This window comes from Pannus brasiliensis CCIBt3594 (genome assembly GCF_036688125.1).
GTDB classification, from domain to species: domain Bacteria; phylum Cyanobacteriota; class Cyanobacteriia; order Cyanobacteriales; family Microcystaceae; genus Pannus; species Pannus brasiliensis.
On the sequence record NZ_JBAFSM010000020.1, the window covers coordinates 1 to 14,728 of the forward strand.

14 protein-coding genes are annotated in these 14,728 nt (G+C 53.8%); 4 read left to right on the top strand and 10 right to left on the bottom strand.

The window, feature by feature from the left end:
- Nucleotides 1-105: 105 nt before the first annotated feature.
- The 7 genes from V0288_RS11735 to V0288_RS11765 form a co-directional block, all read right to left on the bottom strand.
- On the bottom strand, nucleotides 106-456 hold the full coding sequence (locus tag V0288_RS11735) for a transposase (protein ID WP_332865284.1): 351 nt from the start codon (nucleotides 454-456) through the stop codon (nucleotides 106-108).
- A 101-nt stretch (nucleotides 457-557) separates the two neighbouring features.
- On the bottom strand, nucleotides 558-2,723 hold the full coding sequence (ppk1, locus tag V0288_RS11740) for a polyphosphate kinase 1 (RefSeq protein ID WP_332865285.1): 2,166 nt from the start codon (nucleotides 2,721-2,723) through the stop codon (nucleotides 558-560).
- A 420-nt stretch (nucleotides 2,724-3,143) separates the two neighbouring features.
- Nucleotides 3,144-3,866, bottom strand: coding sequence for a Stp1/IreP family PP2C-type Ser/Thr phosphatase (locus V0288_RS11745; protein ID WP_332865286.1), 723 nt, complete (start codon nucleotides 3,864-3,866; stop codon nucleotides 3,144-3,146).
- Between the two features lie 39 nt (nucleotides 3,867-3,905).
- Nucleotides 3,906-5,594, bottom strand: a complete 1,689-nt coding sequence (locus tag V0288_RS11750) for an ABC1 kinase family protein (RefSeq protein WP_332865367.1) — start codon at nucleotides 5,592-5,594, stop codon at nucleotides 3,906-3,908.
- A gap of 87 nt (nucleotides 5,595-5,681) precedes the next feature.
- A complete protein-coding gene (locus V0288_RS11755) occupies nucleotides 5,682-6,005 on the bottom strand; it encodes a DUF6825 family protein (RefSeq protein ID WP_332865287.1) in 324 nt (107 codons plus the stop codon).
- A 489-nt stretch (nucleotides 6,006-6,494) separates the two neighbouring features.
- A complete protein-coding gene (locus V0288_RS11760) occupies nucleotides 6,495-6,806 on the bottom strand; it encodes a type II toxin-antitoxin system RelE/ParE family toxin (RefSeq protein WP_332865288.1) in 312 nt (103 codons plus the stop codon).
- A complete protein-coding gene (locus V0288_RS11765) occupies nucleotides 6,803-7,069 on the bottom strand; it encodes a ribbon-helix-helix domain-containing protein (RefSeq protein WP_332865289.1) in 267 nt (88 codons plus the stop codon). Before V0288_RS11765 ends, V0288_RS11760 begins: the two co-directional genes overlap by 4 nt.
- A gap of 230 nt (nucleotides 7,070-7,299) precedes the next feature.
- On the opposite strand from V0288_RS11765, the gene V0288_RS11770 reads away from it, so the two are divergent.
- Together V0288_RS11770 and V0288_RS11775 are read left to right on the top strand one after the other, a co-directional pair.
- Nucleotides 7,300-8,415, top strand: coding sequence for a tetratricopeptide repeat protein (locus tag V0288_RS11770; protein WP_422661964.1), 1,116 nt, complete (start codon nucleotides 7,300-7,302; stop codon nucleotides 8,413-8,415).
- 61 nt (nucleotides 8,416-8,476) lie between these two features.
- Nucleotides 8,477-9,415 carry a hypothetical protein gene (locus tag V0288_RS11775; RefSeq protein WP_332865291.1) on the top strand — a complete coding sequence of 313 codons (939 nt, stop codon included), beginning with the start codon at nucleotides 8,477-8,479 and terminating at the stop codon, nucleotides 9,413-9,415.
- Here V0288_RS11775 and V0288_RS11780 read toward each other — a convergent pair.
- The 3 genes from V0288_RS11780 to V0288_RS11790 form a co-directional block, all read right to left on the bottom strand.
- Entirely contained in the window at nucleotides 9,412-11,007 is a 1,596-nt protein-coding gene (locus tag V0288_RS11780; RefSeq protein ID WP_332865292.1) for a peptide ligase PGM1-related protein, read from the bottom strand. The genes V0288_RS11775 and V0288_RS11780 overlap by 4 nt on opposite strands.
- Before the next feature lie 146 nt (nucleotides 11,008-11,153).
- Entirely contained in the window at nucleotides 11,154-11,321 is a 168-nt protein-coding gene (locus V0288_RS11785; RefSeq protein WP_332865368.1) for a hypothetical protein, read from the bottom strand.
- A gap of 136 nt (nucleotides 11,322-11,457) precedes the next feature.
- On the bottom strand, nucleotides 11,458-13,848 hold the full coding sequence (locus V0288_RS11790; protein ID WP_332865293.1) for an ATP-dependent Clp protease ATP-binding subunit: 2,391 nt from the start codon (nucleotides 13,846-13,848) through the stop codon (nucleotides 11,458-11,460).
- 167 nt (nucleotides 13,849-14,015) lie between these two features.
- Here V0288_RS11790 and V0288_RS11795 point away from each other — a divergent pair, with 167 nt between their 5' ends.
- Both V0288_RS11795 and V0288_RS11800 read left to right on the top strand, forming a co-directional pair.
- Complete coding sequence (locus tag V0288_RS11795; protein WP_332865294.1) at nucleotides 14,016-14,363, top strand: DUF433 domain-containing protein; 348 nt, start codon at nucleotides 14,016-14,018, stop codon at nucleotides 14,361-14,363.
- A gap of 2 nt (nucleotides 14,364-14,365) precedes the next feature.
- Nucleotides 14,366-14,707 carry a DUF5615 family PIN-like protein gene (locus V0288_RS11800; protein ID WP_332865295.1) on the top strand — a complete coding sequence of 114 codons (342 nt, stop codon included), beginning with the start codon at nucleotides 14,366-14,368 and terminating at the stop codon, nucleotides 14,705-14,707.
- Nucleotides 14,708-14,728 lie beyond the last annotated feature (21 nt).

A 14,728-nucleotide genomic window follows, 5' to 3' on the forward strand; every position in this document is an offset into this window, starting at 1 on the left:
CCCCGAACTTGCCTTAACCGGCACGGGGTCTTGCTATTCATGCAGGAGGTCTATTAAGGAAAATTCTTTCAGTAACACTCGTGTTTGATTCGGGGAATCGGGGGATTACACCCACTTTACACTCTTTGTCCTTAACCGAGAAGTATTGGAACCGATCCTACTCTGATGAAAGAGGGATAACACCCCGTCCGGGACGAAGACCTTGACCAACTGCTGTAACAGCAGACGACTCGCCTGACCGCTTGACCATACGGCTCGGTTAAGAACGCAATGATAGTTTTGAAAGTGAGGCTCATCTTTTAATCCCATCACCTTCAAGAGCGCGCTGACTGTCCGCTTTCCTGGTGCGAGAATCGCTCCCACCAGCAGTACAAGTGCCGAGCGCCATGTCGGTCGGGAAAATAAAGGGGCGAACACCAAGATTAATGGCAGGAATTCCTTCGGTAGCGGATTCATCGGGAAGAAGCCCACAACGCTTCCCCCATCTTGCTACTTTTGCGGCTCTCCAAATCTAAAATTGGATAAAGTCGAGCTTAGCTACAAGCCTCCTCTAACCGTTAGACGATTCCCGCCGATGTTAAGGCTTTTTCCATCAAGATCGTCTGTGTACCGTGTTCCTGTTCTCCTTCCGCCGGGCGACGCTGAATATAACTGCCGTCCGGCTGTAAATCCCACGCCTGACGGTTATCCGAGAGCATGATGCCGAGAATTTCCTCCAGTTCCTTGGCGATCGCCGGATCGTCGATCGGGGCGATCGCCTCTACCCGACGACTGAGATTTCGCGTCATCCAATCCGCGCTCCCGATATACACCTCGTCCGCGCCCCCGTTATAGAAGTAGAAAATCCGCGAGTGTTCGAGAAAACGCCCGATAATGCTGATCACCCGGATATTTTCGCTCACCTCCGGCAATCCGGGACGCAAACAGCACATCCCCCGCACGATCAGATCGATTTTTACCCCCGCGCGCGACGCGTCGTACAGGGCCTCGATAATCTTCGGATCGACGAGCGCGTTCATCTTGGCAACGATGCGCCCGGTTCCCCCGTTCCGGCAGTTTTCCGTCTCCCGTCGGATCATCTCTAGCATACGCTTCCGCATACTGACCGGCGCGACGAGCAGTTTCCGATAGGATTGCTGGCGGGAGTAGCCTGTCAGGAAATTAAATAAATCGGTGATATCGGCCCCGAGATCTTCCCGACAGCTTAATAAGCCCAGATCCGTGTATGATTTCGCCGTTTTCGGGTTATAGTTTCCCGTACCGATATGGACGTAACGACGGATCTTCTCCCCTTCCTGACGGACGACGAGAACGATTTTCGTGTGGGTTTTTAGCCCCACTAGCCCGTAAACGACGTGAACCCCAGCTTGCTCTAGCTTTCTCGCCCAGGTAATATTATTTTCCTCGTCAAAGCGGGCTTTTAATTCCACGAGAGCGGCTACCTGTTTGCCGTTTTCGGCGGCGGCGATCAGGGCGTTCACGATCGGCGAGTCCCCGGAAGTCCGGTATAGGGTCATTTTAATGGCGAGAACGTGCGGATCGTGACCGGCTTGGGCGATAAACTGCTGGACCGAGGCACTAAAGGAATGATAGGGGTGATGGACGAGAATATCGCCGGAGCGGATCAGGGTGAAAATATCCTCGCCCTCCTGTTCCACTATCCCGTCCTCGTTGCCATCGACGATCTCGCGAAGGCCCTCTAGCGCGGGGGGGGTGACGGGATTCCACGGGGGATCTTTAAGGTCGGGGCAGGGAAGGGAGAGGAAGTAGAATAAATCTTTGTGGCCGAGCAGTCCTTCCACGTCGTAGACATCGATCGATTCTAATCCGAGATCCTCGCGGATACGTTCTTTGATATTTTCGGGGGTGGAGCGATCGATCTCCAGACGGACGGCGGATTTACCGACGCGACGCTTGCGGACTTCCTCCTGGATCGCTAATAACAAATCATCGGCCTCGTCCTCTTCGACCGAGATATCCGCGTTCCGCGTCACCCGAAACGGGTAGCACTCCTGGATGATCATGCCGGGGAAAAGGGCTTCTAAATTGTGCGCGACCACCTGTTCTAGGGGAACTCCCGTCCAGATCGACGCTTTCCCGTCATTTTGTCGTAATTCCTTGGGTAGTGCCACGAAACGGGGGAAAACTTGGGGAACTTTCACGCGGGCGAAGAGTTCTTTATCGGTGTCCGGATCGCGCACGACCACGGCGAGATTCAGGCTTAAATTGGAGATATAGGGGAAAGGATGGCTCGGATCGACGGCGAGGGGCGTTAGAACGGGGAAAATCACCCGATCAAAGTAATCGTGTAAATAGGTTCTCTGTTCCTGTCCGAGATCGACGTAATCGATCAGGTGGATGCCGTGTTCGGCTAACTGGGGTCTCAGGGTGTACTCGAAAAGACGATCCTGCTGTTCGATCGAGACGCGGAGACGTTTGCCGATCTCGGCTATCTGTTCCGAGGGAGTCCGGCCGTCGGGGGAGAGTGTGGTGACATTCGCTTCTACCTGTTGCTTGAGAACGGCCACCCGCACCATGAAAAATTCGTCGAGATTGGAGCAGAAAATCGCGGTAAATTTCAATCGTTCTAGTAAGGGTGTGCGCGGATCTAGCGCCTCGCTCAACACTCGCTTATTAAACTCCAACCAACTTAACTCGCGGTTGAAATAGTATCGCGGGTCTTTCAAGTTGATTTCCGGGATGACGGTAGAAACGGTAGTCATAGACTTTCGGGGAACGGGGAAGAAAACGGAAAGATAACGAAAAATTCCGGCCGGATTTCCGCCGAGGGGAGTCGGAAACGATCGAACCCTCGATCGATCCTAGCCCGAGTCCGCCCGAAGTCGATTTATCGAAAGGTTAAGAGAGCGCCGTCAGAGAAGCTAGGAGCCAGGAGTCAGGAGTCAGGAGGAGCAAGGAGAATTAAAGAGAACGAGAGGCTAAAAATCCAGTATTTTTCGCTTTTATATTTTTGAAATCGTAAGTTTTTAGGGAATTTGACTCTCGATTTTCAATTTTGCCAGAGGTCTAGAGAAGGCGGGGGGGTTGTCAACTTCTACTCCCGGCGAAAACTTTTCCCCTTGAAAGGGGAGGCTTTCGTTCGGCTTCGGTCAACGGGATTTATCCTCGGTTCCGTTCCCTGTCTATTCCCGTACCATTACCACGGTGATATTATCCGATCCGCCCGCGTTTTTAGCCGCTTCGACGAGTTTTATCACCATTTCCTCGCAATCCGTACCCTCTTTTAGATAATTGACGATTTCCTCGTCCGTTACTTCTTCGGTCAGGCCATCGCTACAGAGTAGGAAAATATCGCCCGGTCGGGTTTCGAGGGGGAAGACCTCCGCGGGACGGAGATCGCGACGACCGAGACACTGCAATAAAATATTACGCCACGGGTGAACTCTCGCTTCCTCCTTGGTCATCTCGCCCTGACGGGTCGCCCGCGCCACGTAGCTATGATCTTCGGTGATCTGCTCTAAGGTTTCCTCCCGAAAACGATAGAGACGGGAATCGCCGATGTGAACGCGCCAGGCCTGTTCTGCCCGAAAAAGGATCATAACGAGGGTCGTTCCCATCTCCTGCCGTTCGGGATGCTCCATCTGATCCTGGATAATCCGCTCGTTCGCCCTGGCGATCGCTTCTTGCAGTAACTCTTCGGAAGAGATTTCCGAGTCCCAGCACTCGTTCAGATAGGTTTGAATCTCGTCCGTCGCGATCTGGCTGGCTTCCTGTCCCCCCGCGTGGCCTCCCATGCCGTCGGCGACGATAAAAAATCGCTTCAACGGATCGAGATAGTAACTGTCTTGGTTGACCGAGCGCACTAATCCCGTATCGGTACAGGCCGCGTAAGAACGGTTTGTCATGGATTCTCTAACTTTTTCCACAATACCAGCGATCTTTCACTATAACATTCTATCCTGACGATCGATCCGTCTTAGCAGGCGAAAAAGGGCGATGCCGGGTAACAGTGCCAGCGCCAACACTCCTAGAGCGATCGGCAGAAAACCGTTGACGAATAGAAGCGTGGCCGAGACGAGTAGAGCGCCGATAAGTACAGTATAGTTCGTCCCCATTTGAATGGAACCCAACCGGCGTAACAGTCGATCGGATTCGCTCGATCGCACCCGGACGCGGATATCGCCGCGCTCTAGTTTCTCGATCGTGTCGTCGATGCGCCGCGGCAGGCCGAGGGCGGTACTGCCCACCTGGGCGGCCTGCCGGCCGATTTCATCGAAAATACTACTTCCATTATTTCCCGTCATATCACTCATCAGTTGTAGGGCGAACGGTTGCGCCACCTCCATAAAGTTAAATTCGGGATCGAGTCCTTTCCCCACCCCCTCCAGGGTGGAAAACGCGCGCATGACGAAGGTAAAGGTCGCGGGGAAGCGAAAGGGCTGATCGTAGGCGATATCGTAGAGATCGTCGCTAATCGCCGCCACGGATTGTTCCTCGAAGGGTTTATCCATGAAGTTATCCAGCATATACTGGATTGATCGCCGGACCGCGCCCATATCCCCGGTGGGAGTCAACGCGCCGAGATCGATCAGGGAAGTTACCACGCGATCCGCGTCTTTCTGCGCGATGCCGAAGAGGGTTTGCATCAATTTCTCGCGCACGTTGGTTTTTATCTGCCCCATCATGCCGAAATCGTAGAAAATCAACGATCCGTCACTATTTACGGCGATATTACCCGGATGGGGATCGGCGTGGAAGAAACCGTCGTTTAATAACTGTTGTAGGTACGCGCGCGCGCCGAGTCGGGCCAGGAGTTTGCGATCGAGTCCCGCCGCTTCCAGCGCCTCGTAGTGACTGATCTTGATCCCCGGCAGATACTCTAATGTCAGTACCCGCGGCGACGTGTAGCGCCAGTACACCCGCGGCACTTTCACCCAATCCTCCCCGCGGAAGTTGCGCCGGAAGGTGTCCGCGTTCCGTCCCTCGTTGAGATAATCGGTTTCCTCCCACAAGATCCGACAGCATTCGTCGTAAATGCCGATCCAATCGCGCCCTTTACCCCATTTGGGATGATTCTGGAAATATTGGGAAATCTTTTTCAGGATGGCCAGATCGATGGTGAAGAGTTTTTTCAGGCCGGGACGTTGGATTTTCGCGACCACCTCTTCCCCGGTGTTCAGCCGCGCCTTGTGAACCTGTCCGAGACTGGCGGCCGCGAGGGGAATGGGATCGAAACTATTAAAAAGCTCGTGTAACGGTTTGCCGAAATCGGTCTCGATAATCTTGCAAACCTGCTCGTAGGTGAACGCGGGAACCTGATCCTGGAGTTTGGATAGCTCCTCGACGTACTCGGCGGGAAAGAGATCGGCGCGGGTAGAGAATAGTTGACCGACTTTAATAAAGGTCGGCCCCAACTCTAGTAAACTCTCGCGAATCCAGGCCGCTTGTTTTTTCCGTCTGCGGGCGAGTTTTTCCTCGCTGTAGCCCCCGGTATAGCTCCATTTTTTGCCATTGAGCCAGAATTGCCCGAGCAAGGTCAAAACGAACCGCCAGATATCGAACCGGCGGCGGTTTACGGAATAATTTTCTCGATTCCAGCGATAACTACTTTTCGCGACTTCTAGGGTCGGCATCTCGTTGTTCGATGACGGTAGGGGGACGGCGGGGGGTGGGGGTAACAGCGCGGACACTCGATTCCTCGGGCTAGAGAACGATCGATGTTAGACGGATTGATTGCGGTAGTTTTTCAGTTCCGATCGGGTTCGGGCGATCTCGGCTCTGAGGTCGTCGATCACTTCCTGTAGGTCTTCGGACGCGGGACCGGCGGGAGAACTCGATCCGGTGCCGGTATAGATCCCCCGTTCCATAGCGAGATCGGCGCGAACCTGGATTTCCTCGACGAATTGACGCAGGTTTTCCCGCGCTTCGGCATCGAATTTACCGAGATCGCTCAGGGCGTTAGTAAACGCGTCCTCGAATTTCTCGCTCACGACTTCGGCGATCGCCCGTCCCAGGAAAAAGGCGTGAATCACGGGGTTACTCATAAGTAATATTTCTTCATCGATCGGGTTTCCTCCTAGATTGTAACCTACTCGCCTCGATCGGGGAGCGAACATCCGCCGCTAGTTTAGTCCGTGCGTTTCCCGGTTCGATCGACTCCCCCGGACGCGAAACCGTAACGCTTCGCTCACCGCATCCGCCGAGGGGCAATACTTCTCGGATAACGCCATTCACTCGTTCACAAGAATACTGAAACCCTCGCAATTTCGTGGGCGAGAAACTCCAGGAAATCCTTAACCGAGAGGTATTGCGCCGAGGGGAAGATTTCCGCTACATCGGGTTCATTAGACTTCCTGCAAAAGTAAGGATCGAAAGTTAAATTCAACTAGAAACTTACGATTTCAAAAAAAAAGAGCGGAAAGTTCACGTCTTATACTTTTATACTCTCTTTAGTCCTCCTTTCTCCTCCTGACTCCTGACTCCTGACTCCTGGCTCCCGTCCCAACCAGAAATTTTTGATTTTTGCAGGAGGTCTATTCTTCTTCCGGTTCGGTAAAGAGGGCGGACAGATCGCGATAGCCGCTGACCACTCGAAGGATCTCTATCGTTCGGTTTTCAGCTATATAGAGAATTAGATAGCGATCGAGGGGAAAAGTTCGTAGTTTCGGGAGAATTTCGTCCCGTTTTCGGCCGATGCGTGGAAATCGCGCGATATGGCTCAATTTAGCCTCAAGTCTAGCCAGAAAGCGATCGGCTCGCGCGAAACCGGATTCACGGGCGATAGAATCCGCGATCTCCTCGATATCTTGAATGGCGGGTCGCGTGAGACGAAACGGCGAGGTCATGAGGGTTCAACGTGGCGCGAGCGTAGATTCGCTCGAATTTGTGCCATAGCGGTGGGACCGTCGATTAGTTCACCGCGTTCGACGGCTTCCCATCCGACGCGGGCTTCTCGTTGTAGATCTGGCAGTCGTCCCCGGTAAATATCCTCTTGCTGTTGGAGAAGTTGCACCCCCGCGGTGATGACCTCGATCGCCGATCGATATTTACCGCTCGCGAGTTGTCTTTGCACGAGGTCTTCTAGTTCGGGGGGGAGAACGATCTGCATGGAAGGCCGTTTCGGGAATACTTATCTTTTGATTATAGGCGATCGCCCGGATTCCCCCGGTTCCTGTTCGATCGAGTTCGGATCATTTGGAGCGACCGCGCCGGGAAGAAACGCTCGCGTCGCTTTTGGGGACGATCCCGAACACCGGCGATCGAACCCCCTATTGCCCGCGATTACCGACTAGACTAGAGTATTACGGGAACCGTATCTATAGTGAGATCGAGACGAGAATGCAGGGACTTATCCAGAAAATCGTGCGGGCTATCCGGGAATTTTTTCGATCGCTGTTCGGGGGCCGGACGCGACGGGTAGTAACCGAGCGGGAAACGGTCGCGCTCACCGATACCGATTACGAATTCCTGTTCATGCAGTTGCTCGACGGGGTCGCCCACGGTTGGCACGAGGGGAGAATCCTGAAATTTTTCGAGAAATTGGGCGATCGGGGACGGCAGAGGGACTGGGTGGAATGGCTCGATCGCTTCGGAACCCGGTTACAGTCCTCCGCGGCCAACAATCAACAGTTAGCGTTACGGATGATCCGTCTCGGGGAACTGGCCCGCGCGTTTCCCGGCATCGAGCGCGTCGGTGAAGCGGCCTATCAGGTGGGCTATCAACTCTACACCAAGGAAACCGAGAATTTAATCTGGGAGTTCGCGGGCCCGGACGGGGAACCGGTCGAGCGACCGGAAGCGCCGGCCGATAACGGGGAAAATCCGCGGACGGAAACGATATCGCTGGAGGAACTATTCGATCGCCTACAAACCGATCCCGTCCTCGCGGGCCAGATGGCGGAACAGTTAGGCATCGAGGGAACCGACGCGAACGCGATTATCGAGAATCTCCTCCACCAATTCCAAGCTCAGGAAGCAAAATCGCCGGAGACCGCCGCGGAATGGTTTCAAATCGGTTTACAACAGGCGAATAGTGGCGATTGGGAAGGGGCGATCGCCTGTTGGGATAACGCGCTCGACCTCGATCCGGATCTCGCCCCCGGATGGCACAATCGGGGAAGCGCGCTCGCGTTACTGGGACGTTACGAGGAGGCGCTGGAGAGTTTTGACAGGGCGATCGCGATTAACCCCGAAGACGCGCAGATCTGGAACGCCAGAGGAAACGCGCTCTACGGATTACAGCGTTGGGAAGAAGCCTTGTCCTGTTGGGATAAAGTTTTACAGTTACAGGAAGATTTCTATCAGGCTTGGTACAATCGCGGCAGTACCCTGGAAAATCTCGATCGCAACGAGGAAGCGCTCGACTGCTATCGGAAAGCCCTAGAAATCGCGCCCGATTTCGACCTCGCTAAATCCCGGCTAGAAGAGTTACTCGGTTCTAGCGAGACATCGTGAAGGATTTCCCCGGGCGATCGATGATAGAATCGCGTCAATCCTCCCGTGTTCTCGTTACTTTATGAGTCAGGAAGTTGCCATCCCTTTTTTATCGATCGTTATCCCCACGCGCCCCGGCTTTAGCGAGCATTGGCTGACGGAATTATTGAAAGTAAAGGGACGGGTTGAATTTATCCTCATCCATCCCCCCGGCACCACACCTCCCCTCGTCAACGATCCCCGAATGAAACAGATCGTGAGTCCCCTCCGCGGCGAGGTGATCCAGAGGAGTACGGGATTGATCAACGCGTCCGGGACTTATATTCTCTCGCTCAATTGCGATGAATATCTCCATCCCGATATCGAGAATTTGGTTCGGGATTATTTCGCTCGATTTCCCGATAGTTGGGTTCTCCGCTTGACGGGGCGAGATTTTCCCTACGGCGATCTCGCAAATTTAAGCGCTCCCTGGCCGACGATACCGGAGGTTCAAACCCTGGGGACTTGTAGTAAACGAGAAAATACCCAAGCCTTATTTAAAGAGAATACTTATTTATTAGAAATCCCGATCGCTCCTTTGGAAAAGCCGATCGATTGGTCCGCCCTCAGCGGGTTTCGCAAGGATCATCACGGCCCTCACATGGAAAATTTCGATAAAAGAGTCTGGAAAAATGAACTCGTGCGACCCGCGATCCGGGAGATTACCGAATCGATGAGCGTCGCGGGGCCGATTAAATACGTTCCTTTCTGGTGTCTCGATCGAACGCTCGGATTGTATATTCAAGCGAAATTTTTCGATCCCGACAAAACGATCGGGCATTGGATGCCGAGTATTGCCGAACAGATCCGCATCGAGGATAATCCCCCCGACCAGAAAAGAAGCAATCGTTTTTATTTTCTCGTGGAAATCTTACTGGTTAAAAAATTTCCCGAGCGCGGTTATTTTTGGAATTTAATTTTCTCCCAGGGCAGAGATCTCGCGAATAATATCCGTTACACTCTTTTCCCCCGGAAAGATTAACTCCAGGCGATCGGTCGGCCCGATCGAGCGGGAATATCCTCGAAATATTGTGTTTCCTGGTCTAAAACCGCCTCCACTCGCCGATAAATCGTCTCCGCTTCTTCTGGTGAGTTACCGATACAGGTTAAGCCCAATTTCCCGAACTCCGAGAGCGCTCCCATCAGATGGAAAACCGTCCCCGTCTTCGTACTACTGTCGAAGTGTAACCGGTGTTTGGCGATAATATCCATCAGATCGTCGGGAAGTAAGCCCTGATACTGCGGTTTCTGGAGATTATCCGAGGCGATATAGTATTTCGCCTGTCCCGGTTCGCTGAAAAACAGTCCCGTTTCAGAATCGTATCTACCGTTGGTGAGAAGTTTTAACGTCATGAACGGGTGCGTCGTGCCTCCCTTGCGAAGATTGATCTCGATCGCCTGTAGATCCCATTTTCCCGTCTCCGGGTGGTGAACCGCCACGAAATCCACCCCGTAACGCTCGATCGCTCCTTTTTCCGCCAGGATCTGGCCTACTTTCAAGCCGAGTTCCTGTAATTGCAGGCGATAGGCGGGGTCGGCGGGAAAACGACACCCGAGATAGATCTGACCGTCGGGGCCGCCGAGAATCTGATCGTGGGTGGAGAGAATTTTCGCCTCTCCCGTCGGGGTGATATACCCCTGCACGCTGGGCGATCGCTTTTCCTCGCCCTCGATAAATGCCTCGACGATCGCCCCCAATTCACCAATCCGCGACGAAAAACCCTCCCATGTTTCATCCGCCGCCTGAAAGCTCATCGAGGTTACTTCTCTCTCGATAATCGCCATGCGATCGCCGATCGAGAGCGCGTCCGTAGCGATCGTTTTCAAGACCGGACGTAAATCGAGAACCGCGTTTCCCTCCCCGGAAAATCCCTCGTTCAGCTTGATAACCATCCGCTGTAAATCCGGTTGACGCTCCCACAGAGAAGCGGCCTCGTACAGCAGATCCTTGACCGTATTCACCTGTAAACTGCCGTCGGGGTGCGGGATATTGCCCTCGCCGAAAATCTCCCGGCTACCGCTTTTCGACCCCCAGTACAGGAGATCGGGATTACAGGCGAACATCGGGATATCTAATTGTAGGGCTAGTTCCCGCTCTAATTCCGTGGCGTTGAAACAGACCATGTAGGCTCGATCGTGCCGTAGAGCCTGGCGGATACGCGCGATCAATCGCGGGCGATCGAGAATTTTCCGCGTTAGGGGTTGAAACGAGTTATCGTGAGCGTTTAAGAGTAAAAGCCGATTTCGAGCGTGAGAGAAGGGAATACCCGGTAATAATTGTAAATAATAGTCGATAATCATCCGCGATAACGGTTGCGCGGTCACGTAGATCAACCGGGTTTTCGGGTGTCGCAAACGGATTAGAGAAAATAGTAACCGTTCCTCGTAATGTAGGAAACCGGGGACTTTTTGCCCTACCCGCTGATCGATACTGAAGGAGGGAACGACGAGAATATCGTAATCGTACTCGTCCGAGGCGGCGATTTCTTCCCCCTGCCAGATCTGTTTCAATCGCTCCTGTAATTGTCGATACCGTTCTGCCTTTCGATCGAGCGCGTTGTCTTCTACCCGCATAATCCCCCCGAGCCTATCACTCTTCTATATCTTATTCATTCTCCGCTTCCGTCGTCGGGGGTACTGTCTTGTTTCTTAATATTTCGATTTTTTCGGTACGCGCGGGAAAACTCGATCGATCTCCCGTCGGCGCCTCACCGGTGTGGTTACTTTTCTACAATAGAGTTTTTTAAAGATCGATAATAAGCGCGCGCGTCCTCTCCCGAAAGTAGTTCGTCATCCTCTACTTCCGCCATTAATTTGATCGATCCATGATTTTCTAAAATCTCTTTGATTCGATGATATATTAATCCGAAAATCTTCCCGATAATCATTTCTTTTATCAAGCAAAGCTTTCCGTAATTATTCTACCTTGATTGTGATTCGAGCGATCCAAAAAATATGGATTTTTATCATAAATGAATATAACGAGAGGGATGATAACGATTGTTGATTCATCCCCCTCACTTTCTAACCGACCGGTTGTAGTTGGAGACTCGATCGAGCCGTCGCGTGAACCGTTACCGTACCGTCGTCGGTCACGTCCAGGATCGCGCGATCGCCTTCTTTTACCTGTCCCGATAACATCGCTTCCGCGAGACTATCTTCTAAGCGTCGGGTGAGCGCGCGACGTAGGGGACGGGCGCCGTAACCCGGATCGTACCCCTCGTTCACCACCAGAGAAATAAACGCCTCCGTTACTTCTAACGTGATTCCCCGTTCTGCGAGTTGTCCCGCGATTTCGGCGACGAGAATCTCGCCGATCCGAGCGACTTCTTCCCGCGCTAGAGGACGGAAAACGATCGTATCATCGAGACGGTTGAGGAATTCGGGACGGAAGTATTGTTTCAACTCGTCGTTCACACGGGCGCGGATCTGCTTGTATCGCGCTTCCTCGGAGTTTCCCGAGATCTCGAAACCGAGTCCGCTCCCTCCTTTCTCGATCGCCTTGGAACCGATATTCGAGGTCAGAATGATCAGCGTATTTTTAAAGCTCACCGTCCGACCTTTCGCGTCCGTAAGACGACCATCCTCTAACAGTTGCAACAGCAGGTTAAACACGTCGGGATGGGCTTTCTCGATCTCGTCGAAAAGTACCACCGTGTAGGGTTTACGACGCGCGGCCTCGGTAAGTTGTCCACCTTCCTCGTAGCCGATATAGCCCGGAGGCGAGCCGATAAGTTTAGAAACCGTGTGCGGTTCCATGAATTCCGACATATCCAGACGGATCATCGCCTCTTCCGAACCGAACAGGAAACGCGCGAGCGCTTTACTCAGTTCCGTTTTGCCGACTCCGGTGGGGCCGGCGAACAGGAAGGACGCGATCGGTCGATCGGGATTTTTCAGATTCACCCGCGCGCGACGGATGGCGCGGGAGACGGCTTTTACCGCCTCGTCCTGACCGATAATCCGCTCGTGTAGTCGCGCTTCTAGGTTGAGTAGGGATTCCGATTCCGTCTCGGTTAATTTGGTCACGGGAACCCCCGTCCAGGAGGCGACGATTTGGGCGATCTCTTCCTCGTCCACCACGGGAACGAGGGATTCGGGGTTAATCAGGGGCGATCCGGTATCGACGGGGATCTCGCCCGATCGAACTTTCGTTACCTGGGAATAGCGTAAATGGGTCCGCGATCCGGCCTCGTCGAGCAGATCGATCGCTTTATCCGGCAGGAAGCGATCGCTAATATAGCGATCGGACAGGGTAGCGGCCGCCTCGATCGCCGCGTCCGAGTATTTCACCTTGTGGAAATCCTCGTAGGAGGGACGTAAACCGCGCAGGATCTCGATCGTTTCCGCGACCGAGGGTTCCCCCACCTTCACCGGCTGAAAACGACGCTCTAGCGCCGCGTCCCGCTCGATATACTGGCGATACTCGTCGAGAGTCGTCGCGCCGAGACATTGGATCTCCCCTCGCGCGAGCGCGGGTTTGAGCATATTCGCCGCGTCCATTGTCCCTCCCAGCGCGCCCGCGCCGACGAGAGTATGGATTTCATCTATCACGAGGATGATATTTCCCGCCTGACGCACTTCCTCGATAATGCCTTTGACGCGTTCCTCGAACTCGCCGCGGAGACGGGTTCCCGCGAGCAGAGATCCCATATCGAGCGCGATCACCTCTTTCTCGTGGAGGATTTCCGGCAGATCTCCCTCGACGATACGACGGGCTAATCCCTCGGCGATCGCTGTTTTCCCGACTCCCGGTTCGCCGATAAGCACGGGGTTATTCTTGGTACGACGACCGAGAATCTGCACGACACGGGCGATCTCGTTCTCGCGACCCACCACGGGGTCGAGTTTGCCTTCTTTGGCCTCGCGGGTGAGATTCCGTCCGAACTCTTCGAGGAGTTTCCCCCGTTTCGATCGCCGCGGTTCCTCCCCGAATCCCTGGCCGATACTGGTGGCCACTTTCTCGCCCGCGTTTTTAATCAACAGGGTACGCAGGTGTAATAGATCGACTCCCTGTAGGATGAGAATTTTCGCCGCCAGGGATTCGGGATCGGTGGTGATGGCGAGTAATAGGTGTTCGGGAGCGATCGAGAGCCGATTCTGAGCGCGTGCCGTGTCCCCTAACTGTCGCACTTCTTGTAGGGCCTGCTCGAAAATCTTTTTCACTTTCGGGGTAAAGGGCATATTCACGGGACTGTAACCGGGGCCGCGGCCGGTCATTCCCTCGATCGCCCGTCTCGTCTCGTGGAGCGTTACGCCCAGATCTTTTAAAATAACGGAGGCCGTCGCGGTCGCCTCACCGATTAACCCTAACAGTAAATGCTCGGTTCCGACGACGTTGTGACCGGTACGACGGGCTTCCTCTTGGGCGAACATGACCGCCCGAATGGCTTTTTCGTTGAAATATTCAAACATGATCGGCGGATTCCAGATTACTGATAGGTCTTTCCTTCCTTAACTGTAACGTTTTCTTTACATCGGACGGGTGGGGGATAACCGTAACCCGGAGTCCGGGAAACCGGCGGGGATCTTCGGCGGGCGCGGTTTCGCTAGAATCGTGGCTAGAGACGAGGCGGACCCCGATGACACGCGAAGAATTAGAAACGAAATTATTTTCTCTCGATTTATCCCAAAAAGCTGAATTAATCGAAATTTTAACCCGAAATTTAACGAACGGTTCGCGAGGGATTCAAAAAAACGCGGGGGTTTGCGGTGGGTCTGCCTGTATCGGGGATACCCGAATTCCCGTTTGGTCGCTGGTCAACGATCGCCGTCTCGGGTTGAGCGACGCGCGGATATTGGAAGCGTTTCCCGATCTAACCGCCGCTGATTTAGTCAACGCGTGGGCTTACGCGGACGCGTACCCCGAGGAAATCGCGCTCGCGATCCGGGAAAACGAGGAAATACTGTCGGAAGAAGAGACGGATTAACCGTGGCGCGACTCTACGCGGATGAAAATTTCCCGCTACCGGTTGTCCGGTGGTTACGCGCTTTCGGTCACGATGTTCTGACCGCTAAGGAAGCCGGACAAGCGAACCAAAGGATTCCAGATGAGGGCGTGTTAGCTTTCTCCACTAGCGATCGACGAGCGATTTTAACCAGAAATCGTCGGGATTTTATCGCTCTACACCGATCGAACGCGGTTCACGCGGGAATTATCGTCTGTACGGAAGATCCCGACTTCCAGCGAGCGGCTTCAACTATTCATGCGGCGATCGTCACGGTAGAATCTCTCGACGGCCGGTTAATTCGCGTGGTGCGTTCTACCGGGTGAGCGGTGGCCGATCTTTATCTA